This window comes from Massilia sp. CCM 8734 (genome assembly GCF_011682155.1).
In the GTDB taxonomy this organism is placed as follows: Bacteria; Pseudomonadota; Gammaproteobacteria; order Burkholderiales; family Burkholderiaceae_D; genus Telluria_A; species Telluria_A rubra.
The window spans coordinates 104,203-130,526 of sequence record NZ_WHJI01000016.1; the positions used below are offsets into that span (position 1 = coordinate 104,203).

Annotated in this window: 19 protein-coding genes and 3 pseudogenes; 9 read left to right on the plus strand and 13 right to left on the minus strand. The window is 63.8% G+C overall.

The genetic code is table 11. The annotated features are described in order from the left end of the window. Positions 1-103 precede the first annotated feature (103 nt). From pdeM to F2P46_RS16685, 5 genes are read right to left on the minus strand one after another with little or no spacing between them, the layout of a single operon-like run. The gene (gene pdeM, locus F2P46_RS16665; protein ID WP_166891762.1) at positions 104-754 is read right to left on the minus strand and encodes a ligase-associated DNA damage response endonuclease PdeM; all 651 of its coding nucleotides are present in this window, start codon (positions 752-754) and stop codon (positions 104-106) included. Next, the gene (locus F2P46_RS16670) at positions 751-3,225 is read right to left on the minus strand and encodes a ligase-associated DNA damage response DEXH box helicase (protein ID WP_166891764.1); all 2,475 of its coding nucleotides are present in this window, start codon (positions 3,223-3,225) and stop codon (positions 751-753) included. Before F2P46_RS16670 ends, pdeM begins: the two co-directional genes overlap by 4 nt. 10 nt (positions 3,226-3,235) lie before the next feature. Continuing rightward, the gene (locus F2P46_RS16675) at positions 3,236-4,867 is read right to left on the minus strand and encodes an ATP-dependent DNA ligase (RefSeq protein WP_166891766.1); all 1,632 of its coding nucleotides are present in this window, start codon (positions 4,865-4,867) and stop codon (positions 3,236-3,238) included. Next, positions 4,860-5,903, minus strand: a complete 1,044-nt coding sequence (locus F2P46_RS16680) for a ligase-associated DNA damage response exonuclease (RefSeq protein WP_166891769.1) — start codon at positions 5,901-5,903, stop codon at positions 4,860-4,862. Before F2P46_RS16680 ends, F2P46_RS16675 begins: the two co-directional genes overlap by 8 nt. A gap of 10 nt (positions 5,904-5,913) precedes the next feature. Then, positions 5,914-7,614: a RecQ family ATP-dependent DNA helicase gene (locus F2P46_RS16685; protein WP_166891772.1), complete on the minus strand. Its 1,701-nt coding sequence runs from the start codon at positions 7,612-7,614 to the stop codon at positions 5,914-5,916. Between the two features lie 198 nt (positions 7,615-7,812). Between F2P46_RS16685 and F2P46_RS38270 the strand changes: the two genes are divergently transcribed. From F2P46_RS38270 to F2P46_RS16725, 9 genes and pseudogenes are all read left to right on the plus strand, one after another. Next, on the plus strand, positions 7,813-7,935 hold the full coding sequence (locus tag F2P46_RS38270) for a hypothetical protein (RefSeq protein WP_267875867.1): 123 nt from the start codon (positions 7,813-7,815) through the stop codon (positions 7,933-7,935). 193 nt (positions 7,936-8,128) lie between these two features. Further along, positions 8,129-8,404, plus strand: coding sequence for a hypothetical protein (locus F2P46_RS16690; protein WP_166891775.1), 276 nt, complete (start codon positions 8,129-8,131; stop codon positions 8,402-8,404). Between the two features lie 571 nt (positions 8,405-8,975). Next, a complete protein-coding gene (locus F2P46_RS16695) occupies positions 8,976-9,389 on the plus strand; it encodes a type IV pilin protein (RefSeq protein ID WP_166891845.1) in 414 nt (137 codons plus the stop codon). Continuing rightward, complete coding sequence (locus F2P46_RS16700; RefSeq protein ID WP_267875868.1) at positions 9,383-9,859, plus strand: GspH/FimT family pseudopilin; 477 nt, start codon at positions 9,383-9,385, stop codon at positions 9,857-9,859. Before F2P46_RS16695 ends, F2P46_RS16700 begins: the two co-directional genes overlap by 7 nt. After that, positions 9,856-10,470, plus strand: a complete 615-nt coding sequence (locus F2P46_RS16705) for a prepilin-type N-terminal cleavage/methylation domain-containing protein (RefSeq protein WP_166891782.1) — start codon at positions 9,856-9,858, stop codon at positions 10,468-10,470. The genes F2P46_RS16700 and F2P46_RS16705 overlap by 4 nt, the downstream gene beginning before the upstream one ends. A 10-nt stretch (positions 10,471-10,480) precedes the next feature. Continuing rightward, positions 10,481-11,596, plus strand: a complete 1,116-nt coding sequence (locus F2P46_RS16710; RefSeq protein ID WP_166891848.1) for a PilW family protein — start codon at positions 10,481-10,483, stop codon at positions 11,594-11,596. Next, a complete protein-coding gene (locus tag F2P46_RS16715; protein WP_166891785.1) occupies positions 11,593-12,138 on the plus strand; it encodes a hypothetical protein in 546 nt (181 codons plus the stop codon). Before F2P46_RS16710 ends, F2P46_RS16715 begins: the two co-directional genes overlap by 4 nt. A gap of 14 nt (positions 12,139-12,152) precedes the next feature. Continuing rightward, positions 12,153-15,539 carry a pilus assembly protein gene (locus tag F2P46_RS16720; RefSeq protein WP_166891787.1) on the plus strand — a complete coding sequence of 1,129 codons (3,387 nt, stop codon included), beginning with the start codon at positions 12,153-12,155 and terminating at the stop codon, positions 15,537-15,539. A 150-nt stretch (positions 15,540-15,689) separates the two neighbouring features. After that, positions 15,690-15,919 (plus strand): annotated as a pseudogene (locus tag F2P46_RS16725) (transposase); the annotation flags it as partial. 54 nt (positions 15,920-15,973) lie between these two features. On the opposite strand, the gene F2P46_RS16730 reads toward F2P46_RS16725, so the two are convergent. From F2P46_RS16730 to F2P46_RS16760, 8 genes and pseudogenes are all read right to left on the minus strand, one after another. Then, positions 15,974-18,529 (minus strand): excinuclease ABC subunit UvrA, encoded by a 2,556-nt coding sequence (locus F2P46_RS16730; RefSeq protein ID WP_166891789.1) that lies wholly within the window; start codon positions 18,527-18,529, stop codon positions 15,974-15,976. A gap of 335 nt (positions 18,530-18,864) precedes the next feature. Further along, on the minus strand, positions 18,865-20,004 hold the full coding sequence (locus F2P46_RS16735; RefSeq protein ID WP_166891791.1) for an OmpA family protein: 1,140 nt from the start codon (positions 20,002-20,004) through the stop codon (positions 18,865-18,867). Positions 20,005-20,024: 20 nt separating this feature from the next. After that, positions 20,025-21,428 (minus strand): ice-binding family protein, encoded by a 1,404-nt coding sequence (locus tag F2P46_RS16740; protein ID WP_166891793.1) that lies wholly within the window; start codon positions 21,426-21,428, stop codon positions 20,025-20,027. A 238-nt stretch (positions 21,429-21,666) separates the two neighbouring features. Continuing rightward, positions 21,667-22,809, minus strand: coding sequence for an OmpA family protein (locus F2P46_RS16745; RefSeq protein WP_166891795.1), 1,143 nt, complete (start codon positions 22,807-22,809; stop codon positions 21,667-21,669). A 30-nt stretch (positions 22,810-22,839) separates the two neighbouring features. Continuing rightward, entirely contained in the window at positions 22,840-24,234 is a 1,395-nt protein-coding gene (locus F2P46_RS16750; RefSeq protein ID WP_166891797.1) for an ice-binding family protein, read from the minus strand. A gap of 202 nt (positions 24,235-24,436) precedes the next feature. Then, positions 24,437-24,886, minus strand: a pseudogene (locus tag F2P46_RS38555) (OmpA family protein); the annotation flags it as partial. 33 nt (positions 24,887-24,919) lie between these two features. Next, positions 24,920-25,576, minus strand: a pseudogene (locus F2P46_RS38560) (outer membrane beta-barrel protein); the annotation flags it as partial. Positions 25,577-25,777: 201 nt separating this feature from the next. After that, entirely contained in the window at positions 25,778-26,281 is a 504-nt protein-coding gene (locus F2P46_RS16760) for an acyl-CoA thioesterase (RefSeq protein WP_166891802.1), read from the minus strand. Positions 26,282-26,324 lie beyond the last annotated feature (43 nt).

Below are 26,324 nucleotides of genomic sequence, written 5' to 3' on the forward strand. Positions count from 1 at the left end.
TTGTTGTAGTTTTGATGATGATCTCCTTGGAGGTTGGACAGCGGCGCCGGATATTTCCAGCAGTCATGTCAAGTTACGCTGACCGCCCGTGGGCGTCGGTGCGCTAGCGTACGCAGTGCACAGCCTCACCCGAGCTCACGCACACATGCTCCCCAGGCCCGGGCGTGACCGCGAAGCCGCCCGTAAACGCCCCGAACGAGGGCAGCACCATGCGCGTCGGTCCGATCAAAAAACACGGCAGGCGCAGCGAATCGAGCCGGGTCGAGAGCCGGTACACCGGATGCACGTGCCCGGCCAGCACGTAGCCCGGCGCGCCGATGTCGGGATGGTGGCAAAACGCGAACGGCCCCACCGTGTGCGGCTCGTCGACCATGCCGATCGCCAGCGATGCGGCCGGGTCGCCGGCGTGCTTGTCGTGGTTCCCGCGCACCAGCGTCAATATCAGGTTCGGATGGCGCGCGCGCCAGGCCAGCATGGTGGCGAGCGTGGCCGAGGCGTGGGCGGCGCGCGCATGCAAAAAGTCGCCCAGGAAGACGATCTCGCGGGTCGGGTGCGCGGCCAGCAGCGCGTCGAGCGCGGCGAGGTTGTCGCTGGTGGTCCCGCGCGGCACCGGCACGCCCTGCGCACGGAACGATGCGGCTTTGCCGAAGTGGATGTCGGCGATGACCAGCATCTGCCGCGCCGGCCAATACAAGGCCTTTTCAGGCAGCAGCAGGACCGCTTCATCGGCCAGCCGCATTTCGCGGTACGTCATGGAAGGGCTGCCTTCTCCAGTTCGCGCAGCATGCGCGCCACGCGGTCGGACAATTTTTCGGTACTGAGTTTTTCGCGGAAGCGCTCGACCATCAGCGCAAAGCCGAACGGCGTGGCGCGTTTGACCTCATGATAGGCTACGCCGCGCGCATGCAGCTCGACCAGCGTCTCGCGCAGGCGCGTCAGTTCGAGCTCCTGCTCCATCACCTCGCGCTGCGCCTGCGTGAGCAGCAGGTTGGCGGCGTCGTGTTTGCGGAACACCTCGAAAAACAGCGACGACGACGCCTGGATCTGGCGCGTGCTTTTCGGCTGGCCCGGATACCCCTGGAACACCAGCCCGGCGATGCGCGCCACCTCGCGAAAGCGCTGCTGCGACAATTGGGTCGCGTTCAGGCTGGCCAGCACGTCTTCGAGCAGTGGTTCGGTCGAAAACAGCGGCACATCGATCCCTGTCACATCACTGGAGGCGGCCAGGAAGGCGCGCGCCCAGTCCACCGGTTCGGCCGACAGCAATTCGAAACCGTAATCGTTGATCGCAATCGAAAACGTTATCGGCTGCACGCGCGCGATCCGGTAGGCGAACAGCGAGGCCAGTCCCATGTGCACCGAACGGCCCGCGAACGGGTACATGAACAGGTGATAGCCCTCGCGGCTGGTCATCGCTTCGACCACCAGCGTGTCGATGGTCGGCAGCGCGGACCAGCGCTGCTGGATCTCCAGCAAAGGGCGGATCGCTTCCATTTCGGGACCACGATACTCGCCGCGCGCGGCGTGGCGCAATTCGTCCAGCGCGGCGTGCGCCAGTTCCGACGACATCGGCATCTTGGCGCCCTGCCAGCGCGTGACCGCCCCGCGGGCACCGGTGGCGCGCTTTACAAAAGCGGTCATCTCGTGCACCCGGATGAATTCGAGTATCCGCCCGCCGAACAGGAAATGGTCGCCGGCCTTCAAGCGCGAAATGAACGATTCCTCGACGCTGCCGATGCGCCCTCCGCTCATGTACTTCACCTGCATCGTCGAATCGGACACGATGGTGCCGATGCCCATGCGGTGGCGCCGCCCCAGCGCCACGCTCGGCACGCGGTACACGCCCTCCTCGTCGGCAATCACGCGCTGGTATTCCGGATACGCGGTCAAGCTTTGCCCGCCGCGCGCCACAAAGTCGAGCGCCCATTGCCATTCTTCGGGCGTGAGCGCGCGGTACGACCAGGCGCTGCGCACTTCCTCATACAGCTGCCCGGAGCGAAAGCCCCCGCCCAGCGCCACCGTTACCAGGTGCTGCACCAGCACGTCGAACGGTTTGTTGGGCACCAGCCGCCCTTCGATGCGGCGCGCGGCCACCGCCTGTTTCGCTCCGGCCGCTTCCAGCAATTCCATGCTGTTGGTCGGCACCAGGGTCACGCGCGAGACCCGTCCCGGCGCGTGGCCGCTGCGCCCGGCGCGCTGCAACAGTCGCGCGATGCCCTTGGCGCTGCCGATCTGCAGCACCCGCTCGACCGGCAAAAAATCCACACCCAGATCCAGGCTGGCGGTGCAGATCACTGCTTTCAGCTCGCCCTTCTTCAGGCCATTTTCGACCCACTCGCGCACCTCGCGCGCCAGGGAGCCGTGATGCAGCGCGATCACGCCAGCCCAGTCGGGCCGCGCTTCCAGGATGTTCTGGTACCACAGCTCCGACTGCGAGCGGGTATTGGTAAACACCAGGGTGGCGTTATAGTCCTCGATTTCCTGAATCACCGGTTGCAGCATGGCGATGCCGAGATGCCCGCCCCACGGAAAGCGCGACACATTGGCCGGAATCAGGGTATCGACCCGGATTTCCTTTTTCAGGTCGCCCTCGACCAGCGTACCCTTGCCCTCGCCGAGCAGCGCCTCCTGCGCCTCTACCAGGTTGCCCATCGTGGCCGACAGGCCCCACACCACCAGTTGCGCTTTCCAGTGGCGCAGGCGGGCCAGCGCCAGCTGCACCTGCACCCCGCGCTTGCTGCCCATGAGTTCATGCCACTCGTCGATGATGATCATGTCGAGGCTGGCGAACTGGGTCTGCGCCGCCGCATGGCTAAGCAGCAGCGACAGGCTTTCCGGCGTGGTGATGAGCGCCGAGGGCATGGCGCGTGACTGGCGCGCGCGCTCGGCCGAGCCAGTATCGCCGGTGCGCGCGCCGACCGTCCAGCCGGGGGCCAGCACCGCGCCCGACTCTTCCAGCGCGCGCTGGGTGTCCGCCGCCAGGGCGCGCATCGGCGTAATCCACAGCACCCGCAGGCCGGAGGCGCGGCGCTTGCCGGCCAGGGCGCCGCGCAGCAGCGCCGCCAGCCACACCGCGTAGGTCTTGCCGGCGCCGGTGTTGGCGTGCAGCAGGCCCGATTCGCCGGCCAGCGCGGCGCGCCACACCGCCCGCTGGAAGGGGAACACCTTCCATTTGCGAGCGGCGAACCAGTCGTCGATGGCCTGCGCCATCTGGCTTTTGCTCATTGGCTCTTTCTCATGCGCCGGCGGCGGCCAGCAGGCCTTTCAAGGTATCGAGCGTGTCGGCGTCGTCGATGGTTTTGTCGTCGCGCTTGCGCAGGATGCGCGGAAAGCGCACCGCGATGCCGGCCTTGTGACGGCTCGACAGCGCAATGCCTTCGAAGCCGATCTCGAACACCATGGTCGGTTTCACCGAGCGCACCGGGCCGAATTTTTCGATGGTGGTCTTGCGGATCGCGTTGTCGACCACCGTAATTTCGGCGTCGGTCAAACCCGAATACGCTTTGGCGAAGGGCACCAGCTTGCGCTCCCCGCCCTCGCCGTCCCACACCGCAAAAGTGTAGTCGGTGTAGAGCGAGGCGCGCCGGCCGTGGCCCGCCTGCGCGTAGATCAGCACCGCGTCGATGGTGTACGGGTCGACCTTCCACTTCCACCAGGTGCCCACATTCTTGGTGCGGCCCACGCCGTACTGGGCGTCGCGCGCCTTGACCATCATGCCCTCGACCCCGCGCGCACGCGCCTCGGTGCGCACGGTGGCCAGCTCATGCCAGGTGGCGGCATGAATCAAGGGCGACAATTTCAGCTGGGGTTTATCGGTCTCGCGCACCAGCACCTCCAGCAGGGCGCGGCGCTCGTGCTGCGGCACTGCGCGCAGGTCCACGCCGTCCTGCTCGAGCAAGTCGTACGCCACCAGCACCGCCGGCAGTTCGGCCAGCAGCTTGGCGGACAAGGTCTTGCGGCCGATGCGCTTTTGCAGGTCCGCAAAGGCGGCCGGCGTGTCGTCCTCGGTCCAGATCAGCACTTCGCCATCGACCACGGTGCCTTCTGGCAGATGCAGCGCCGCCAGTTCGGGAAAACGTTCGGTGATCAGGTCTTCGCCGCGCGACCACAGATAGTTTTGCGCACCGCGCCGCACCAGCTGCGCGCGAATGCCGTCGTACTTCCATTCCACCTGCCAGTGGCCCACCTCGCCCAGCCCTTCCGGCTCGCCCTGCAACTGGTGCGCCAGGAAGAACGGGTACGGATGGCCCCCGCGCAGCTTGTGTTCTTCGTCCGACTGGGCCGCGATCAATTGCAGGAAGCCGGCCGCCGTGGGCCGCACGCTGCCGTCGGTCCAGCCCATCAGGCGCTGGGCAATGAGCTTGCTGTCGACCGCCGACAGCGACGACAACGCGCGCGTGACCAGCAGTTTCGACACGCCGACCCGAAAGCCGCCGCCGATCAATTTGGTCAGCAAGAAGCGCTCGCGCCAATCGAGTTCGTTCCAGAACCCGAACAAGGCAGCGCGGATGGCGGCCGGATCGGCACCGCGCAAGGGGCCGATCCGCTCCTGCATCCACTCGGCCAGGCCGATGTCGCTTTGCTGTTCGGGCGGCGGCAGGATGTGGGCGATGGTTTCGGCCAGGTCGCCGACGGCGTTGTAGGACTCGTCGAACAGCCATTCGTCGAGCTGGGCGTATTCGATGGCGTACTGGCGCAGCAGCTTGGTCGGCACCGCCTGGCGCGGCTTGCCGCCGGCCAGGAAGTAGACCGCCCAGGCGGCGTTGTCGGGCGCCGCGCTGCCGAAATAGGATTGCAGCGCTTCGAGCTTGCGGTTGGTGGCGGTGGTTTCATCGAGCTCGGTGTACAGGCGGGCAAACTCACGCATCCGTCACCTCGGGGGTGCCATCGGGCGCCGGCGCAGCGGCAGCTTCCACGGCTTCATCCTCGTCGCCGTATTCGGTGTCGAAACCGGAGGCGTCCAGCCCGACCTGGCGCAGCCAGCGCACCATGATCGGAATCGAGCCGTGCGTGACGATGACGCGCGGCGCTTCGGTGGCGCGGATGGCGGTCATCAGACCCGGCCAGTCGGCGTGATCGGACAAGACGAAGCCACGGTCCACGCCGCGCCGGCGGCGCGCGCCGCGCAGCTGCATCCAGCCGCTGGCAAAGGCATCGCTGTAGTCGCCGAAGCGCTTCATCCAGGTGGAATTGCCCGCCGACGGCGGCGCGATTACGATCGCGCGCCTGATGGCAGCCTTGTCGACATCGGTCACCAGCACGGTGGGCGGCAGCGCCACCCCACCTTGGCGGTAGACGCGGTTGATCGGCTCGGCCGCGCCGTGGCAGATGATGGTGCCGATCGAGGGATCGAGGCCCGACAGGATGCGCTGCGCCTTGCCGAAGGAGTAGGCGAAGACCACGCTGGCGCGGCCTTCATCGGCGTTCTTGCGCCACCAGGCGTTGATGTCGTCGAAAATCTCCTGCTCCGGCTGCCAGCGGTAGATCGGCAGGCCGAACGTTGATTCGGTGATGAAGGTGTCGCAGCGCACCGGCTCGAACGGCACGCAGGTGCGGTCGGGTTCGACCTTGTAGTCGCCCGACGCCACCCACACTTCGCCGCGATGCTCCATGCGCACCTGGGCCGAGCCGAGCACATGGCCGGCCGGGTGCAGCGAGACCGTCACGCCGTTATGCACGATGCGCTCGCCGTATTCGAGGCCGTCGATGTGGATGTCACCCAGGCGCGAACGCAGCACGTTCACGCCGCTCGCCGCCGACAGATAGTGGCCGTGGCCGACGCGCGCGTGGTCGCCGTGCGCGTGGGTGATCACGGCGCGATCCACCGGGCGCCACGGGTCGATGTAGAACTGACCCGGGACGCAAAACAGTCCCTCCTTGCGTACCACTACCATGTCCGACATGCGTGCTCTCCTAGACCGCTTCGACGTAATCCGCCAGGAAGGTCTTTTCGCCATGTTCGGGGAAGGCGATGGTGACCTGGTCGCCCGCCATCGACACCACGGTGCCGACGTCGAACTTGGGCACGCGCACCTGGGCGCCGGGCTCGAAGTGCGGGTCCGCCGGCGCCGGTTCGGGGTCGCGTTCGAATTCGTCGTCGCGGATTTCGATCTCGGCCACCGCCGGGGGATTTTTGCAGTTATCGCAGCGGCAGCACTTGTCGAAACCCTCGACTTCGTCCTTGAAATAATCGAGCAGCACCTTCCAGCGGCAAAAGCCGCTCACTGCGTACGATACCATCTGTTCCAGGCATTCACGGTCGCGCTCCTGCTTGCGCGCGTAGATGGAGGAAAGCTCTTCGAACAGGTCGGCGCTGGCCTCTTTGGACGTGACGATGTATTCGAGCTTGCGGTTCTGGCGCAGCAGCTTGCCGTCCTTGAGCAGCTTGAGGCAGATTTTCAGCTTGCCCGAGGCGAGATCCGGCAGCTGGTCGTCGAGGCGGTCAAACACCACCTTCTCTTCCTCGGCCATGGCGCAAATGGCGTCATAAATCGCTTTCAGGTCGTTGGCGGTCGGGTAGTGCTTGACGAGGAAGAACTGCTGCAGGCGTTTGTCGTCCTGGAAGTACAGCAGCGTGCATTCGGCGTCGAGGCCATCGCGCCCGGCGCGGCCGGACTCCTGGTAGTAGGCTTCGAGGTTGGCGGGCAGCTGCAGGTGCAGCACGAAGCGGGTGTCCGGCTTGTCGATGCCCATGCCGAAGGCGTTGGTGGCGACCATGACGCGCTTCTCGCCCGACATGAAGTCATCCTGGTTGCGCTTGCGTTCAGCTGCGGGCAGCTTGCCGTGATAGATCGTGGCGCTCTCGCCCGCGCCGACGAGAATGGCGAGCATCTCTTCGGCCGCCTTGACGGTGGCGGCGTAGACGATGCCCACGCCCTGCGCCGACTGCACGTATTCCAGCGCGCGCGCATAGCGCTCGTCGTTGTTGGTGACCTGGGCCACGCGGTAGTGCAGATTGGGGCGATAGATGCCCGTATTGACGACGTTCATGCGCGCGCGCCCAAGCTGGCGGGCGATATCGGTCATCACGTCATCGGTCGCGGTAGCGGTCAGCGCCAGCACGGGCGGACGTTTCAAGGCATCGATGGCGGCCGCCATTTCCAGGTAGGCCGGGCGGAAATCGTGACCCCACTGCGAGATGCAGTGCGCTTCATCGATCACCACCAGCGCGATCTTGATTTCCTTGAGGGTGTCGAGGAAGGACGGCATCGACAAGCGCTCCGGCGTGCAGAACACGATCTCGTAAAAACCGCTGCCGATGCCCTCGATGGCGGCGTCTTCCTCCTCGCGTGTCAGGCTGCTGTTGACCTGCACGGCGCGCACGCCAAGCGCATCGAGCTTTTCGAGCTGGTCTTTCATCAGGGAGATCAGTGGCGAGACCACGATCGTGGTCCCTTCCAGGATCCGCGCCGGAATTTGGTAGCACAGCGATTTACCGCTGCCGGTCGGCATGATCGCCAGCGTGTCCTTGCCGTCGAGGACGCTGTCGATCACTTGTTGCTGGCCATCGCGCAGACTCTCCACCCCGAAAATCGAGCGCAGCAGTTTCTTGATGGTGTGGCGGCGGGCGGCGCGGGCGCCGTTGTTGAGGAGTTGTCGGTTGTGAGTAGTCATGTCACAACTTTAAGACGCACGCACAGGGTGCGCCATAGGACGCCGCCTACATTTTTCGTAGGAGGAAGACAACAGCCGAGGTGGCGAGCCAACGTCCTACATGGCGTCGGACGTTTTGCCGATAGTTACTATCGAGAACCTTGGCTAAGATGATCACATACCAGTAGCAATTTATCTAACGCACGACCGGAGGACATCATGATGCGCTTATTTCCACTGACTTGGGCTGCCCTGCACGTCGGCCTGGCCAGCGCCGCCACGTATCTGCTGTGCTCCACCGATGTATTGAACGAGTACGCCGCGGCGCTGTTCTTCCACTAAGCGCCATTCCAGTAGGCTCTAAGATCTTGTCGACAACGTGTTGCAGCCGCAGCCCTGGAGCGATGCCGCTCACGGTGTTCACGGCCGCTTGTCGCGCCTGCCATCGTTCAGGGCGATCTTCCATTGGGCGCTTGCAAGTTCCAGCGACACGGCGCATCGACAGTCTGATCGGGACTGCTCAGGATAGTCGCCAGTGCCCAAGGGCAGCGTTGTGCCAGACCTGGTGGTCGACGCCGAGCGCGGCAGGGTTTACCTGACCGATGTGGCCTCCGCCACGATTCTGTCGGTGCATATCGACAGCGGCAAGGTGCGCCACTTCAGCGGCCAACCGTCGCTGCAGGCCGAGCCGGACGCGCGCATGCGGGTCGATGGAATACTCACACATTCCCACTGCAAGCCGACCAGCACCGGCCTCAATCCGCTAACCCTGTCAAAAAAAGAGGCGACACAGTTCATTACGGCGCCATGAATGGCACGCGCTGGCCACGGCGCTGCTGCGCGAAGGGCCGTGACCAGCGAGGGCACCGCGCGGGGTGCGCCTGATGGGGGGCAAACCAGTCTCCGATGGCGCCGCCACCGAGCACGCCGGCAACCATTTCTTTACCAATCTGAACGAGAGCGGCATCGACTGGCTCGACCACACATGCCGCTTGCGTCCGCTCGTGCGCGACCCTCTCCGACAGCGTGCGATTCGGCGCTGGCTCATGGCTGCATATCGCGCTCAACCAGCTGCGCAAGACGCCTGCGTTCAGCGGCACGGCCGATGCCGGCCGCGCCGCATATGCGGGTCTGGACCGGCACCCCGGGGCACCGGCCACCGACGCCCGCGCGCGCCCCTCCCTTTTCAGTGCCTTCGGGCCCGCGCGCATGAGCCTGAATTGTTTAATCAAGGGAAAAATTAGCCAAAATACAATTGCACCAAAAGCAACTTTATCTGTGCGATTGTCAGCAAACTGTCAGCGGATATTTCTTCAATGGAAGAGAATCAAGGTCTATACTCAGCAACCTCAGAGTGCTTATTCACTTCAGAGGAGCCGAAAATGACCTCACCAAGCAAGCCTGGGAAACGCAGCAGCGACGGGTTTACCCTGATTGAACTGATGATTTGCGTGGTGGTGATCGGCATCCTGTCCGCCATCGCCTATCCTTCGTACACGCGGCACGTGGTGGCCGCCCAGCGCAGCGCAGCCCAGACCCATCTGCTGCAGATGGCCGCCAAACAGACCGATTACCTCGCCTCCAGCAGAACCTTCGGCACATTGGCCGAGATCACCGCACTGGTGGAGGTACCGCCGGCCGTGGCCACGCGCTACACCCTGAGCGTGACCCTGAGCGATGGCCCGCCGCCAGGCTATACCATCACCGCCACCCCCAAGGTCGGCGGTACGCAGGCGAACGACGTAGTCTTAACCCTCACCAGCAGCGGCGCCAAAACGCCGAACGACAAATGGTAGCCCGGGCGCAGCCGCGCCAAGGCGGCTTTACTGTGCTCGAGTTAATGGCCGTGATATCCATGCTTGCGGTACTTAGTGCGATAGCCGCGCCCGCCTTCAGCGAAATGCTGGGCAAGAGCCGTTTGCGCAGTGCCAGCTCCGACTTGTTTACCGCCATGCTGCGTGCGCGCAGCGAGGCGATCGACCGCCGGGTCGATGTGACGGTACGCGCCACGACCGAAGGCGCCTGGCACAGCGGCTGGTCGATTTCCGATCCGAGCAAGCCGGGCGGCCTGATCGAATCGTACAAGCCGGTGGTCAACGCCACCATCAGCGGACCGGCCAGCGTGACCTTCAAGGCCAACGGCCGCCTGCGCCCCGGCCAGAGGCCGAGCTTCGAATTTTCGGCCAACGGGGTTGCCTCGCACCTGTGCCTGCAGCTCGACCTGAGCGGCCGCCCGGTCCAGAAAAAAACCGCCTGCAAATCATGAACACCACCTCCTCCCCGCGCCGCCAGAGCGGCACTACCCTCATCGAAGTGCTGGTCACCTTGCTCATGCTGGCCTTTGGCCTGCTCGGCCTGGGCGCCTTTCAAACGAAAGCCCAGGTCGGCTCGATCGAAGCATACCACCGCGCCCAGGCCGTGGTGCTGCTGGAAGACATCCAGGGGCGCATGCACGGCAGCACCTTAGCCGACGTGCCGCTGTTCGTCACCACCACCCCGCTTGGCACCGGCGACGACTTCGCGGCCGATGTCGATTGCAGCTTGGAGGCGGTGGGCGCGAACCGCGACCGCTGCGAGTGGAGCCGTGCGCTCAAGGGCGCGGCCGAGGTCAAGACGGGTTCGAGCGGCTCGTCGAATATCGGCGCCATGACCGGCGCGCGCGGTTGCGTGACCGAGGTCCAGGCGATGAACAACGCGCGCGGCGTGTGCAGCCCGGGCATCTATATGGTCAGCGTGGCGTGGCAGGGGTTACATCCGATCAAGGCTCCTAGCCTGGCGTGCGGCAAGGACCGGTATGGCGCCGACACCCACCGCCGCGCCATCGCGGTGCAGATCACGGTTGGCCTGCCTTTGTGCAACCCTACACCCGTGAATTGAGGTGGCCACCATGAACCGCACCCCAATACTGCACAGCCGCGGTTTCACGCTGGTTGAACTGATGATCGCCATGACCATCAGCCTGATACTGCTGGCCGGCATGGCCGGCCTGTTCGTCCAAAACAGCCGCAGCCAGATCGACATCGAAGCGTCCAACCGCAAGATCGAAAATGGGCGCTATGGCGTGCAGACGCTGGCCGGCGATATCCGCAATGCCGGCTATTTCGGCGAATTCGATCCGGGCCGCCTGATCAGTCCTGCGACCATGCCCGACCCGTGCGCCACCGATCTGACCCTGGTGCGCGCCGCCCTGCCGGTGCCGGTGCAGGGCTTAGACAATGCCACGGCGACCCAGCTCTCGTGCATCAGCGACCTGAAGGTGGGCACCGACGTGCTGGTGATCCGCCGCGTCGAAACCTGCTTGCCAGGCGAGCTCAGCTGCGATCCGGTGAGCGAGGGCGGCGCCTTTTTCCAGGCCTCGCTGTGCTTCGATAATCCGGACGAGCTGGCCTCGGCCGACCCGCTCAAATCGTTCGACCTCGATACCAGGGAAAGCGGCCTGACCCGCCACGGGCGCGACTGCAGCGCCACCAACGCCGGAACCCTGGTGCCGGTGCGGCGCTACCTGACCCACATCTACTTCGTGGCCAACAACGACAACGACAACGATGGCATTCCAACCTTGAAACGCGCGGTCCTCGGCACCAATGCAGGCGGCGACCTGGCCTTCACGATCCAGCCGCTGGTGGAAGGCATCGAAAACCTGCAACTTGAGTACGGCCTGGATCGCGACGATCCGGCTATTGCCGCCACTGTCGGCCCGGCCGCCCCGCTGTTCGCCGACGGTACCGCCGACCGGTACAACAGCAACCCCGCCACGGCCAACGATTGCGACGACGAACTGTGCGCGGTAGCCAACTGGCGCAGCGTGGTCGCGGTCAAGCTGAATTTGTTGGCACGCAATATCGCGCCCTCGACAGGCTACGTCGACAGCAATAGCTATGTACTGGGCAACCTGGCCAGCGGCCGGCCCAACACAGTGGCCGCCGCTAAGGACAGATATAAACGCAATGTCTTTCAATCCCTTGTAACCATGCCCAACCTTGCCGGTAGGAGAATCAAATGACTAAGCGCAATCAACAGGGTATGGCCCTGATCACGTCCTTGATCATGCTCGTGGTGCTGACCATGCTGGCCCTGACCAGTTTTAATCTCGGCAAATCGAACCTGATTGTGGTCGGCAATATGCAGCAACGCGACGGGGCGATTGCGGCGGCGCGCGGGGTGATCGAAGAGGTCATCAGCAACAAGCGCTTTACCAGCGACAGCGCCAACACGCTCGACAATCCATGCAAGCTGGCCAATCAGCGCTGTATCGATGTGAATGGCGACGAGGTCGCCGATGTGACGGTGGCCATCACCCCGGCGCCGAGCTGCAAAAAAGTACAGGTGATGAAAAATTCCGACCTCGATCTGAATGACGAGGAAGAGCGCAACTGCATGATTTCATCGCCCGACGCGACCAGCGGCGACTCGCTGTGTGCCAACACGGTGTGGGAAGTGCGCGCCGTCGCCACCGACGCGGTGGCCCAGTCGAGCGTCGAACTCGTTCAAGGAATCAAGGTGCGGGTGCCCTTGAATGACGTTGAAGACAATTGCCCTATCTAAGATGAGAGGATGCCATGAAAACAGTCCGAAACAACCACGTCATGCGGCTCGCCATCTGCGCCGCCCTGGGCACTTCACCTGTCGTGACCCTGGCCGAGGATATCGACATCTTCACGGGAAGATCCGGCGGCAAGGCGATCAATCCACGCGTGCTCATCGTGCTCGACAACACTGCCAACTGGTCAACCGCGAAACAGCACTGGCCCTCGGGCGATAAGCAGGGCTTGTCTGAAGTGAGGGCAATCCGCAGCACGATCGCCGGCATGGATGACAAAATCAACGTCGGCCTGATGGAATTTGTCACCGGCGGCGGCAAGTACGAAGGCGGCTTCGTGCGCTCGCACGTGTTGCCGATGGATGTCAGTAATAAACTGGGGTTCACCGACCATCTCGACACGATCGAAGCGAACTACAGCAAGACGAGCGAAATCATCGGTTCGAACGCGCCGTATGGCGCCCTCATGCACGACGTCTACAATTATTTCGCCGGGGTCGGCGCCACATCGGGCCCGGCCACCCTGGACATTGCCGACGAGCGCGGCTATGCGGAAGGGCACAAGACCACCTATACCCGCTTCCAGCCGCCCATCACGAGTGCCAATACCTGCGGCAAGAACTTCGTCATCTTCATCAGCAACCCAAGCTCGTCCGGGCCGACCGCCGACAGCACCGCCAATTCCAACGCGCTCAAAGTGCTTTCCAACAATCAAGATAAGAACGGCAACTTGCTGCCTGTGACGCAGCTGCCGCTGCCGAAGCACACCTCGACCAGCGTGACCGAGACCAGCCCGGTGGGCGTGACCAGCGCCTGCTATGCCAACGAGACGCTGGCGGTGGTCGGCGTGACCGAGTTCGCGAGTGCGTGCAGCACATTTACCAACAGCTGCGTGGTCGGCGGCGCGAGCACCAAGCCGGACAAGGTGTGCGAAGCCGGCAAGAGCGTGTACGAGATCCTGGGCAAGAATATATTCATCACCAACGTGCCGACCGGCACGACCACGACCGACACCGGCCCGGCCAACGCCGACGAGTGGGTCCGCTTCATGCATGACAATGGCATTCCGGTCGACAATTCGGATATCCGCCCGTCCGTGACCACCTATACCATTGACGTCCATAACGCCCAGCCGAACGCGGAAACCACCTCTTTGCTGCTGAGCATGGCGAAGGCCGGCGGCGGCAAGTACTTCAAGGCCACCAACGAGAACGAGATCACGGCTGCCCTGAAAGTCATCATGACCGAGATCCAGGCGGTGAATACGGCATTCGCCTCGACCAGCCTGCCGGTGAACGCCACCAACCGCTCGCAAAACGAGAACCAGCTGTTCATCGGCATGTTCCGTCCCGATCCAAACGCCGCGCCGCGCTGGTTCGGTAACCTGAAACGCTACCAGCTGATCGCCAATGCCGACGGCATCGGCATCGACCTGGCCGACGCCAACGGCCTGCCCGCGCTCAATCCGAACACCGGTTTCGTCACCGCCTGCGCCAACAGTTACTGGACCAAGGACAGCGGCGCCTATTGGAGCGGCCTGGGTCTGGATCCGGTGCCGATCAGTACCTGTCCGACCCTGGGGGTGGGCGTGAGTCCGTTTTCCGACGCACCCGACGGGCCGTTCGTGGAAAAAGGGGCTGCGGCGCAGGTTCTGCGTCAGGGCAACGTTGCCACCGGGGGCAGCAATACCGCCACGCTCAAGCGCAACATGCTGACCTTGTCGGCCGGCGCCCTGGTCCCGTTCACCGCCGTCAATTCCAAGCTCGACGAGGATGTGGTCAACTTCATCCGCGGCGAGGATGTCAACAACGAGAAGAAGAATCTCGAGACCACCGGCTCGGCGCGGCCCTCGATCCACGGCGACGTGGTCCACTCGCGGCCAATGCCGGTCAATTACGGCACCGCCGCGCTGCCGAACAAGGGCGTCAGCGTGTTTTACGGTGGCAATGGCGGCGCCCTGCACGCCATCGATGCCGCGACCGGCGTCGAGCAATGGTCGTTCGTGGCGCCGGAATTCTTCACCAAGCTGGGCCGGCTGAAGAGCAACAGTCCACAGATCTCCTACCCCGGCCTGACGGTCGTGGCGCCAACGCCGGCGCCGATGGCCAAGGATTACTTCTTCGACGGTTCGATTGGCCTGTATCAGAATGTGACCAACAGCAAGGTATGGATCTACCCGACCATGCGCCGTGGCGGCCGCATGATCTATGCCCTGGACGTGAGCTCGCCGACGGCACCGGCGTTCAAGTGGAAAGCCGGCTGCGAGACGGACGCCGACAGCACCTGCACCCCCGGCATGACCGACATGGGCCAGAGCTGGTCGATGCCACGCGTGATCAAGGTCAAGGGGTACAAGGACGCTACCGGACCGCTTCCGCTGGTCATCGTCGGCGGCGGCTACGACAAGTGTGAGGACGCCAACAAGATCGAGCCCGACTGCGACGCTACCAAGGGCGGCAAGGTGTACCTGCTCGATGCCGACACCGGCAGCGTGGTGCGCTCGTTCAGCACAGACCGCGGCGTGGCGGCCGACCTTGCCACGGTCGACATCAATAATGACGGCACGGCCGATTATGCCTTCGCGGCCGATATCGGCGGCAGCCTGTACCGCATCGATTTCGTCGACGATCCGTCCAGCCTGAGCGCGCTGGCGAAAGAGGACTGGCGCAGCCGCAAGGTGGCCTACACCGCCGGCGCCGGACGCAAATTCCTGTTCGCGCCGGCAGTGGTGGCTGTCGGTACCAAGGCGTATGTGGCGATCGGTTCGGGCGACCGCGAGCATCCGCTCGAGACGCACTATCCGTATGGCGGCGTCGTCAACCGCTTCTACGTGTACCGCGACGACCTGGCGCTGCGCGACGACCTGGCGCTGGGCACGCGCGCCGCGGCGCGCAACCTCGACACCACGCTGGCCGACTACACCGGCAACACCGATTGCAAAAAGGAAGGTGTGCTGCCCGGCTCGTCGATGGTGGGCTGGTTCATGAGCCTGCCGTACAAGGGTGAACAAGTGGTCACCAGCGCGCTGATTGCCGGCGGCATGGTGACCTTCAGCACTAACCGGGCCACGCCAGCGCTCGAAGGCACCTGCTCGAGCACCTTGGGCGAAGCGGCCGGCTACTGGGTCAACCTGTTCAACGGTTCCGGCGCGATCGGGGTCAAGGGCACCTGCGGCGGCGCGCGCCGTACCGGGTTCGTCGGTGGCGGCTTGCCACCGACGCCGGTGGTGGCGCTCGGCGTCAAGGTCGACGGTAAGCGCCGTACCGTGATCATCGGCGCGGCGCAAAAAGGCGCCAGCAGTGTATCGGGCACGCCAGCCATCAGCGCGCCGTACGGCACCCAGCCGCTCGATCCGGCGGTTGGCAACACCCGCAAGCGCGCTTACAGCGCCGTGTCGGGCGAATAAGCAGAGGTGGCGGCCGGCTCATGCCGGCCACCCTGTTGATTCACTGCTGTTGCAACGGTGCGCTGCCTTGCGCCAAGTCCGGTCAAGCGAGCTGTTGCAAGCTCCGGCCTTTAGGTCGGGGTAGTTGACGCATTCTCAAGTCACAAGCGATTGGAGGTAATCGAGCGTCTGGATCTGTCGGAGCTGACGCGCCAGTATGCGGGACGCGGCTCGGCAGCGCATCACCCGGCTGTTCTGTTGGGCTACTCATATACGGCTATGCCACCGGCTTGCCGTCCAGCCGCAAGATCGAGCGTGCGACCTACGAGTCCGTGGCGTTCCGCTATTTCGCGGCCAACACCCACCCCGACCACGATACCTTGGCCGCGTTTCGCCGCCGCTGTGCGGCGCGACCGTTCCGCTCTTGCCACATCCCTCTTCCGCATATTCACCGATCAGTTTTCCGCGCTCAGGAATTTGCCGAGATAGTGCGCCGTGCGGCTGCGTTTTTCACGCGCCACCAGGGCCGGCGGCCCGGAACAAACAACCCTGCCGCCCGCGTCCCCGGCGCCCGGTCCGATATCGATCACCCAATCGCTGGCCGCGACCACCCGCATATTGTGTTCGACCGCGATCACGCTGTTGCCGGCATCGACCAGGCGTTCGAGCTGCACCAGCAGCTTGTCGACATCGGACGGATGCAGGCCGGTGGTCGGCTCGTCGAGGATGTACAGCATCTTGCCGCGCGCGGCGCGCTGCAACTCCGTGGCCAGCTTGATGCGCTGCGCTTCGCCGCCCGACAATTCGGTGGCCGGCTGGCCCAGGCGCAGGTAGCCCAGGCCGACGTCGCGCAGCACGTCCAGCGAGCGCGCCACGGGCGCCTCTTCCGCAAAAAACGCGGCGGCGGCATCGACCGTCATCCCCAGCACCTCGGCGACGTTCTTGCCATTCCAGGTCACTTCCAGGGTCTTGGCGTTATAGCGCGCGCCATTGCAGGTCGGGCATGGCGCGTACACGCTGGGCAGGAACAGCAGTTCGACCATCACCTGGCCCTCGCCTTCGCAATGGGCGCAGCGGCCCTTGGCCACGTTGAACGAGAAACGGCCCGCGTCATAATGCCGCGCACGCGCCGTTTTGGTGGCGGCGAACAGTTTGCGCACATGGTCGAACAGGCCGGTGTAGGTGGCCAGGTTCGAGCGCGGGGTGCGCCCGATCGGCTTCTGGTCGACCCGCACCAGGCGCAGGATGTGCTCCATGCCGGAGACGATGCGACCTTCTGTCGGGATCACTTCAACATGCTCCGGCTGCTCGCCTTCGTCGGCCTGCGCCACCTGCGGCTGGCCAAGCGCCGCGCCGACCAGTTCCACCAGCACCTGGCTGACCAGGCTTGACTTGCCGGAGCCGGATACGCCGGTCACGCTGGCCATGACGCCAAGCGGCAGATCGATATCGAGCTTGTCGAGGTTATTCCGGGTGACGCCTTCGAGCCGTAGCCAGGCCGCCGGTTCGCGCGGCGTGCGCGCCGGTGGCGGATCGGCCGCGAACAGGTAGCGGCGCGTGTGCGAGGCCGCGATATCGCGCAAACCATCGGGCGGGCCGCTGTACAGGATATGGCCGCCCTGCTCGCCCGCTTCGGGACCGACGTCCACGATCCAGTCGGCGTGGCGGATTACATCGAGCGCGTGTTCGACCACGAACAGCGAATTGCCGGCCGCCTTGAGCTGGGCCAGCGCGGTCAACAAGGCTTCGGTATCGGCCGGATGCAGGCCGGCCGAAGGTTCATCGAGCACATACACCACCCCGAACAGGTTCGAACGCACCTGGGTGGCCAGGCGCAGGCGCTGCAACTCTCCCGGCGACAGGGTCGGCGTGCTGCGCTCGAGCGACAGATAGCCCAGGCCCAGCGCCAGCAGCACGTCCAGGCGCGCGACCAGGTCTTCGGCGATGCGGCGCGTGACGATGATTTTTTCGGGATGCGCGGCCGCCGCCCTGGCATTGCGCCTGGCGCTGCCGTCCGCAAAAGGGCGCAGTAGCGTTGCCAGGCGTTCGAGCGGCAGGCGCGAGATGTCGGCGATGTCCATGCCGCCGAAGGTCACCGACAGCGACTCCTGGCGCAGGCGCTTGCCGTGGCACAGCGGGCACTCGGCGCTGACCATGTAGCGCGCCACGCGCTTTTTCATCGATGCGCTTTCGGTGCTGGCGAAGGTGTGCAGCACGTAGCGGCGCGCGCCGGTAAAAGTGCCCTGGTAACTCGGCGTTTCCTTGCGTTTGAGCGCCGCGCGCACCTGGTCCGGCGTAAAACCGGCGTACACCGGAACCGTTGGCGTCTCGTCGGTAAACAGGATCCAGTTGCGCACCTTTTTGGGCAGGTCGCGCCAGGGCGTATCCACATCGTAGCCGAGCGTGACGAGGATATCGCGCAGGTTCTGGCCGTGCCAGGCGGTAGGCCAGGCGGCGACGGCGCGTTCGCGGATGGTGAGGCTGTCGTCGGGTACCATCGACTGTTCGGTCACCTGGTACACGCGGCCCAGGCCATGGCACTCGGTGCAGGCGCCTTCCGGCGTATTGGGCGAAAACGATTCGGCGTACAACAGCGGCTGGCGCGCCGGATAGTCGCCGGCGCGCGAATACAGCATGCGCAGCGAATTGGACAAGGTACTGACGCTGCCGACCGAGGAACGGGTGGTGGGCGAGCCGCGCTGCTGCTGCATGGCGACGGCGGGCGGCAAGCCGTCGATGTCGTCGACCTCGGGCACCGGCATCTGGTGGAACAGGCGGCGCGCGTAGGGCGAGACCGATTCGAGGTAGCGCCGCTGGGCCTCGGCGTACAAGGTGCCGAAAGCGAGCGAGGACTTGCCGGAGCCGGAGACGCCCGTAAACACCACCAGCGCATCGCGCGGAATGTCGACATCGACGTTTTTCAGATTATGCTCGCGGGCGCCGCGCACCTGGACGAAGCCGGGCCGGGCCAGCGCTGCGATGGCGGGAGCGTCGTCGTTTTTCTTGCGCATGGGGAGCTGCCAATCAATGATCAGCCGCCATTAGACCCCAGTCCGCTTGTCACCACCGTACGTTCCCACACCAACCCTCCCCGGTGTCAGGTCTGACATTCGGACACGACCTCAACGTTAGGCTGTGCGCGAGTGCTGAGCACGTGTCCGATTGTCAGACCTGACACCGGCGGGGGTGAGGTGCCGTGTATTGTTGGGCCCGTGTCCGAATGTCAGACCTGACACCGGTGAGGCGCGTGTCCGAATGTCAGACCTGACACCGGTGAGGCGATAGAACGTAAAAAAACCGCCGGGCGCGCAGCCCGGCGGTTTTTTGCACAGCCAGCCGAATCAGCTTAGCGGCGCATACCGACCACTTCCACCGTCACGCGGCGGTTCTTGGCGCGGCCTTCAGCCGTTTTGTTGTCGGCTACCGGCTGGGTTTCGCCCTTGCCTTCGGTGTACACGCGCGCGGCGTCAATGCCTTTCGATACCAGGTAGGTCTTCACCGACGCGGCGCGGCGCAGCGACAACTTCTCGTTGTACGCGTTGCTGCCGATCGAGTCGGTGTGGCCGACCGTGATCATGACGTCGGTATCCATGCCTTGCAGCTTGCCGAGCAACTCGTCGAGCGATGCCTTGCCCGCCGGACGCAGCACTGCGCTGTCGAAGGCAAACAGGGCTTCGGCCGAGAAGGTGGTTTTTTCCGACGTCGGCACCGGCTTGGCTGGCTCGACCGGCGGCTGGGCCGCCGCTGGCGCTACCGTCGGCACCACCGCCGGCGGCGGCGGCTCAACCGGAGCGGCAACCGGGCGGGCGGCCGGACGACCGATCTTGTAGACCAGGCCAACCGAGAACAGGTCGACATCGCCGCGGTTGCCCACGGCGTCGTTGACACGGTAACGCTCGACTTCGCCGCGCAAGGCCAGCGCTTCGCTGAACTTGTATTCCAGGCCGAAGCCGGCCTTGGCGTTGAGCTTGCGCTCGCTCGGGCTCGGATTGGTCACCGCGAACAGGCGGTTGCCGTTAAAGCGCGTGGTCGCTTTGGCATAGTTCATGCCGGCGCGGCCGAACACCGAGAAACGCTGCGACAGCGGCACTTGCGCCACCAGGTCCAGGTTGGCGCCACGGAAACCGGCTTCGCCGTTGAGCGTGCCGTTCTGGGTGGTGGTCGACTTGAAGCCGAACTTGCCCAGATCGAACAAGCCAGCTTCGACCGCGAAGTACTGGTTCAGCTGCTTGCCGACGTACAACTTGTAGCCGACATCTTTTTCATCGGCCGTGAAGTTGGTCAGCGCGGCGCCGTTGGCGGTCAGGCTGCGGATCAGGCGCACGTCGTCGATATTGGCGCGCGACTGGCCGACATTGCCGCCCACGTACCAGGCACTGTTAGCCCATTCCGGATTGATGAAGACGTCGTCCGCCGCCGTCGCCTGCCCGGCTACCAGGGCGCAACCGATGGCGCCCACGAGGCCGGCTTTTTTTGTGAATGTCATTGTATTCTCTCGAAAGTTTTTTATTTGGTGATTTTGTTATTGAGCAGGACGACAGCCTTACCGCTCAACAAACGACCGTTCAGGACCGACGCACCGTCGCCAACCTTGATGTCTTCGCCGCCGGCGAGGATGGTGCCCTGGAACGCGCTCTTGGCGCCCAGATTGGTTTCGCCGAAAGGAATCCAGAACACATTGTTGTGCGACGCGCCATTGGTCAGTTCGACGATCGAATTGGCAGCCGTGGTCAGGGTCGACTTGGCGCGGAAGATGTAAGCGCCGCTGCCGTTCAGGGTCAGCTTGCCGGTCAGGTTGATGGCGCCCGAGTAGCAGTACACGCCAGGTTTCAGCACCAGGCCGCCGAGTTCGATGCCGGTATCCGAAAGGACGGTGCAAGGACGGTTGTTACCATTGATAACGGCCACTTGCAGGTCCTCGAAAGGACGGCTCAGCTCGAAACCCGATTTGACGTTGATGTAACCGATCGCTTGCGGCGGTTCGACATTTTGCACAGGGCCGCCAACGTTACCGGTCACGAAGGTCGTGCCGCCGGCGTTGTTGGTAATGGTGGTGCGCGCCAGCACGGCGAATTCGTTGATGCTGCCCAGGCCAATGCCGCCATCGCTCGGGAAGTCAACCACCGGTGGCGTGGTGACCGGCGGTACGGTCACTGGCGGCACCACGACTGGCGGCACCACGACTGGTGGAACGACGACAGGCGGCACCACGACGACCGGCGGCGGGTCGATGACCAGCGCAGGCGTGACAGTCAGCGCTGCGGTGGCGCTCTTGTCGCCGGAGCTGGCCGTGATCACGGCATTGCCGACGGCGACGCCGGTGGCGCTGCCCGATTGGACGATGGTGGCAATTGCCGTGCTGCCCGACATCCAGTTCACGTTGTTCGTGATGACGGCGGTCGAGCTGTCGGAATAGGTGGCGATCGCGGTGTACTGCTGGCTGGCGCCGACACGGACACTGGCGCTGGCCGGGGTCACCGACAGGCCGGTCAGGCTCACCACCACGGGTGGCGTGACGGGCGTCATGGCATTGACCTGCAGGGTGGCGGCGCCGGTTTTAGCACCGAAAGCGGCAGTAATGGCGGCGCTGCCAGGGGTCAGGCCGGTTGCCAGGCCGCCCGCAGGGGTAACGCGGGCGATGGCCGGCGAGGCCGAGGCCCAGGTCGACAGGTCGGTCACGTTGCGCGAGGTACCGTCGGCGTAGCTGGCGGTGGCCAGGAATTGCTGGCTGGCGCCGACCAGAACGGTGGCCGTGGCCGGGGTGACGCTGACGCTGACCAATTCCGCAGCCGGCAGGCCCAGGATCGGATCACGGCCGTGGTCGCTGCTGCCGCCGCAGGCGGTAAGCACCGCCGCAGCCAGCAGGCCGGTTGTGCAGAGCAAAGTTCTTGTATATTTTTGGATGTTCATTAAGGCGTCCTTGGGAATGAAAATTTCTCGGCGTTACGAGGTGTATCCGACATGATTATCTTACGCACCGCGCTATTCTGTTCGATAGCGAACATAACGACTTAAAGATCGGCAACATTGTACTTAAATACAACGGAAATGTCCCGCCGACCTCCGTTCCCACCCAAGTTGGGGAAAGAACGGATGCCGGCGGGATAAACCGGGGTCTGACCTCGGTTAAGAAATTGTTGCGAATGAGTTACTTGTTGACGCTGCGGGTGCCGACCACTTCCACCGTCACGCGGCGGTTTTTGGCGCGCCCTTCGGCGGTTTTGTTGTCGGCGACCGGTTGCGATTCGCCCTTGCCTTCGGTGTAGACGCGCGAGGTTTCAACACCTTTCGAGACGATGTAGGCTTTGACCGCTTCAGCGCGGCGCAGCGACAGTTTCTGGTTGTAAGCGTCGGTACCGACCGAGTCGGTGTGGCCAACGGTGACCATGACTTCGGTGTTCATGCCTTGCAACTTTTTGAGCAGATCGTCCAGGGCCGCTTTGCCTTCCGGCTTGACCACCGATTTGTCGAAGTCGAACAGCGCTTCGGCGGCAAACGAAACTTTTTCCGAGACGGCAACCGGCGCGGCCGGGGCCGGCTGGACGATGGCCGGCGCCGGCGTCACGCTTGGCGCGGCCGGCGCCATCGGCGCGACCGGGACCGGGCGACTCGCCGCCGGGCGGCCGAGCTTGTACACAAGATTCAGCGACGCCATATCGACATCGCCGCGATTGCCGACGGCATCGTTGACGCGATAGCGCTCGACTTCAGCGCGCAGCGCCAGCGCTTCGCTGAATTTGTATTCCAGCCCCAGCCCTGCCTTGGCATTGAGCTTGCGCTCGCTCGGGTTGGGATTGGTCACCGCGAACAGGCGGTTGCCGCTGAAGTGGGTGCTGGCCTTGGCGTAGTTCATGCCGACCCGGCCCAGCACCGAGAAGCGCTCGGACAGGGGCAACTGCCCCACCAGGTCCATGTTGACGCCGCGAAAACCCGCTTCGCCGACCAGCCGGCCATTTTGCGAGGTGGTGGCGTCGAATCCGAACTTGCCCAGGTCGAAAAAGCCGGCCTCGATCGCAAAGTAGCGGTTCAGTTGCTTGCCGACGTACAGCTTGTAGGCCAGGTCGCGCTCGTCGACCTTGAAGGACGACAGGCTGGCGCCGTTGGCGGTCAGGCTGCGCGTCAGGCGTTCATTGTCGATGTTGGCGCGCGACTGGCCGATGCCGGCGCCGATGTACCAGGCGCTGTTGGCCCACTCCGGATTGACGAAGGGCTCGTCGGCCCGGGCTGCCTGGCTCGCCAGCAGGGCGCAGCCGATGACGCTCAGGGCGCCGATGTGTTTTGCTAATGTCATGATGTTCTTTCGGAAAAATGGAAGGTCGGCTTATTTGCTGATCTGATTATTGCGCAGGGTAACCGCGGCGCCGCTCAGCGTACGACCGCTCAGCAGGGTCGTGTTGTCACCGACGGTAATGGCGGCCGACTGGCTCAGGATCGATCCCTTGAAGACGCCATTCGCGCCCAGGGTGGTCGGTCCGGCCGGGATCCAGTACACGCTCGAAGCCGAGGCGCCGCCGCTCAGTGCGACCACGGCGTTGGCCGTGCTGTTGAGCGTGGAGGCGGTGCGGAAGATGTACACGCCCGGACCGTTGAGCGTGAAGGTGCCGGTAATGCTGATGGCGCCTGCATAGCAATACACGCCGGGAGTAAGCACCAGGCCGCCGAGATCGACGCCCGAGGCCGAGTTGACGGTACAGGTTTGCCCGTTGGCGCTGGTGACCGCAATCTGCAAGTCTTCCAGCGCGCCGGCCAGGATCTGGCCCGAGCTGTAGTTGGCGTAACCTGCAGCCTGGACCGGCGCGGTGGTTTGCGACGGCGCGCCGACATCGCCGGTGACCAGGGTGGTGCCACCGGAATTATTGGTAATCGAGGTACCCGCGAGCACGGCAAAGCTAGCGGCGCGACCGAGACTGATGCCGGCGGTTGGCGGCACGACCGGTGGGACGGTTGGCACTTGCGGCACGCCGGGAGGTTCGATCGGACCGACAACAGGCGGTACCACGGGCGGCACAAGCGGTGGCGTGACCGGTGGCGTGACCGGAATCACGGGTGGCACGGTGACGTTGAGCACGGCGCCGCCGATCTGGCCGCCGCTGCTGGCGCTGATGGTGGTGCTGCCGGCTGCGACGCCGGTCGCCATGCCGGACGCCACGATGGTGCCGTTGGCAGTGGTGCCCGACGTCCAGCTCACCGAATTGGTGATGATGGCGGTCGATTTATCCGAGTAGTTGCCGATGGCGACAAATTGCTGCGTCACACCGGGCGCGATGGTCGCGGTCGACGGCGTCACCGTGATCGACAACAGGGTAACCACGGGCGGCGGCGGCGGCAACGGGGTCGTCACGACCAGGGTGGCGGCCCCGCTTTTGCTGGAAAAGGTGGCGCTGATGGCGGCGCTGCCGGAGCTGATGCCGGTGGCCAAGCCTTTGGCCGGGGACACGCCGGCAATGCCGGGCGAGGCCGACAACCAGGCCGACTCGGCCGTTACATCGCGCGACGAGCCATCGGCGTAGGTGGCGGTAGCGGTGAACTGACGCGTTTCGGCGGTCAGCACGGTGGCGTTGGCTGGTGTGACGGCAACGCTGACCAGGTTGGCGGCGGCCTGGCCGAGAATCGGGTCGCGCCCCTGGTCCCCGCCCCCGCCGCAGGCGGCGAGGAAGGAAACTGCGAGCAATCCGACGACGCACATGAGTGCCGTCGCGTGTTTTTTGATGGTCATTCTGGGTTCCTTCGGGTGAGCTTGTAGCCGGAAAACAGCAACGTCAGTCACTATTGCCCTTTGTCACGCCCTGCTCTGTTCGGCAACGTACACAGGATTTTTAATCGAAGAATATTCATTACTCCAACAACACTCTCAGCCGTAAACGCAAAAAAACCGCCGGCCCCAAGGGGCGCGGCGGTTTTTTTAGTGAGGCGAAGGATTACTTGGCGGTACGGGTACCGACCACTTCAACCGTCACGCGACGGTTTTTAGCGCGGCCTTCAGCCGATTTGTTGTCAGCAACTGGCTGGGACTCGCCCTTGCCTTCGGTGTAGACGCGCGACGTTTCAACACCTTTCGACACGATGTAAGCTTTGACAGCTTCAGCGCGGCGCAGCGACAGTTTCTGGTTGTAAGCATCCGAACCAACCGAATCGGTATGGCCAACGGTGACCATCACTTCGGTGTTCATGCCTTGCAGCTTGTTCAGCAGATCGTCCAGGGCAGCTTTGCCTTCTGGCTTGACAACCGATTTGTCGAAGTCGAACAGGGCTTCAGCAGCGAACGAGACTTTTTCCGACACTGGCACTGGGGCCGGCGCTGGTGCTGGCATTGGTGCTGGCATTGGTGCTGGCGTCGCTTCCGGCATTGGTGCTGGCGCTGGTGCTGGCATTGGCGCCGATGCTGCCGGACGACCCAGTTTGTAGACCAGGTTCATCGAGTACAGCTTGGTGTTGCCGTTGCTGCGCAGTGCGTCGTCGATGCGATAGTTTTCAGCTTCGGCGCGCAGGGCCAGCGCTTCGGTAAATTTGTATTCCAGGCCAACGCCGAATTTCGGGTTCAGCTTCTTCTCGCTCGACTTGCCAGCGAACAGGCCAACCGCGCGGTTACCCGAGAATTCGGTGGTCGCTTTGGTGTAATGCATACCGGCACGGCCGTAGACCGAGAAACGCTCGCTCATCGGTACTTGTGCGATCAGGTCCAGGTTCACGCCTTTGTACTTCTGTTCAGCGTTCATGACGCCGCCCAGGTTGTTGCGGGTTTGGACGTTGAAGTTGCCCAGGTCAAAGAAACCAGCTTCTACTGCGAAGTAGCGGCTCAGTTGCTTACCAACGAACAATTTGTAACCAACGTCTTTTTCGTCGGTGCTCCACGAATTGACGAACCCGCCTTGACTGTTCAGGTTTTTGATCACTGGAGCCGCTTTGGTGTAGCTGCGCGACTGGCCGATACCAGCGCCGATGTAGGTCGCGGTATTTGCCCACTCTGGATTCACGAACTGGTCTTGTGCCGATGCTTGTGCTGCCAGCATGGCGAAACCGATTGCGCTCAGAGTACCGATTTTCTTAGTCAGGGTCATGTTGTATTCTCTCGTATGTGTGTTGGGGCAGGCTTGGCCTACCCGTTTGGTTTATCGCTGATGTCGTTATCGCTAATGCCTTTGTGCTTAGCTCGGTATCCACTATTCCTTAATCACAACACAGGTTCGGTTCGTTAGCGAACATAACTGTTTGGAAATTGAGAAATTTTCACCGAAAAACCACAAAGTGTGGCGCTATTGTCACACAGCCGGGCTTGTTTCGGTGGCGAGCAACTCTTCTTCTTGTTCTTTGCGCAAGGCAGCCATGTGGATGGCGTACTGTTCGAAGCGCTTGTCGTCCTCGTCGACCGGAGTCCAGGACGGCACCTTGACGGTGTCGCCGGCATTGTCGACCGCCACGAACACCACCAGGCAGCGCGTGGTGCGCTTGCGCGCACCGGTCTTCGGCTCGGTAGCCGAGACATCGATGGCGATGTGCATGCTCGAGTTGCCTGTATGGACAATCATCGCCTTGACTTCGACGATCTGGCCGATGAAGATGGGTTTATAGAAGCGGATGCCGCCGATATACACGGTGACGCAGTAATAGCCGCTCCAGCCGACCGCGCAGGCGTAGCCGGCCTGGTCTATCCATTTCATCACGGCGCCGCCGTGGACTTTGCCGCCGAAGTTGACGTCGGTCGGCTCGGCCAGGAAACGCAGGGTGATCTCGCGCGGACGCGCGGGGGTAGTGTCGTTGCTCATCGAAATGCTCGCAAAAGTGGTGGGAGGCTCAAGCCGAGGTGTC

Coding starts and splice junctions, on each gene's coding strand:
- pdeM (WP_166891762.1), bottom strand. CDS start 754: ATGACGTACCGCGAAATGCGGCTGGCCGATGAAGCGGTCCTGCTGCTG.
- F2P46_RS16670 (WP_166891764.1), bottom strand. CDS start 3,225: ATGAGCAAAAGCCAGATGGCGCAGGCCATCGACGACTGGTTCGCCGCT.
- F2P46_RS16675 (WP_166891766.1), bottom strand. CDS start 4,867: ATGCGTGAGTTTGCCCGCCTGTACACCGAGCTCGATGAAACCACCGCC.
- F2P46_RS16680 (WP_166891769.1), bottom strand. CDS start 5,903: ATGTCGGACATGGTAGTGGTACGCAAGGAGGGACTGTTTTGCGTCCCG.
- F2P46_RS16685 (WP_166891772.1), bottom strand. CDS start 7,614: ATGACTACTCACAACCGACAACTCCTCAACAACGGCGCCCGCGCCGCC.
- F2P46_RS38270 (WP_267875867.1), top strand. CDS start 7,813: ATGATGCGCTTATTTCCACTGACTTGGGCTGCCCTGCACGTCGGCCTG.
- F2P46_RS16695 (WP_166891845.1), top strand. CDS start 8,976: ATGACCTCACCAAGCAAGCCTGGGAAACGCAGCAGCGACGGGTTTACC.
- F2P46_RS16700 (WP_267875868.1), top strand. CDS start 9,383: ATGGTAGCCCGGGCGCAGCCGCGCCAAGGCGGCTTTACTGTGCTCGAG.
- F2P46_RS16705 (WP_166891782.1), top strand. CDS start 9,856: ATGAACACCACCTCCTCCCCGCGCCGCCAGAGCGGCACTACCCTCATC.
- F2P46_RS16710 (WP_166891848.1), top strand. CDS start 10,481: ATGAACCGCACCCCAATACTGCACAGCCGCGGTTTCACGCTGGTTGAA.
- F2P46_RS16715 (WP_166891785.1), top strand. CDS start 11,593: ATGACTAAGCGCAATCAACAGGGTATGGCCCTGATCACGTCCTTGATC.
- F2P46_RS16720 (WP_166891787.1), top strand. CDS start 12,153: ATGAAAACAGTCCGAAACAACCACGTCATGCGGCTCGCCATCTGCGCC.
- F2P46_RS16730 (WP_166891789.1), bottom strand. CDS start 18,529: ATGCGCAAGAAAAACGACGACGCTCCCGCCATCGCAGCGCTGGCCCGG.
- F2P46_RS16735 (WP_166891791.1), bottom strand. CDS start 20,004: ATGACATTCACAAAAAAAGCCGGCCTCGTGGGCGCCATCGGTTGCGCC.
- F2P46_RS16740 (WP_166891793.1), bottom strand. CDS start 21,428: ATGAACATCCAAAAATATACAAGAACTTTGCTCTGCACAACCGGCCTG.
- F2P46_RS16745 (WP_166891795.1), bottom strand. CDS start 22,809: ATGACATTAGCAAAACACATCGGCGCCCTGAGCGTCATCGGCTGCGCC.
- F2P46_RS16750 (WP_166891797.1), bottom strand. CDS start 24,234: ATGACCATCAAAAAACACGCGACGGCACTCATGTGCGTCGTCGGATTG.
- F2P46_RS16760 (WP_166891802.1), bottom strand. CDS start 26,281: ATGAGCAACGACACTACCCCCGCGCGTCCGCGCGAGATCACCCTGCGT.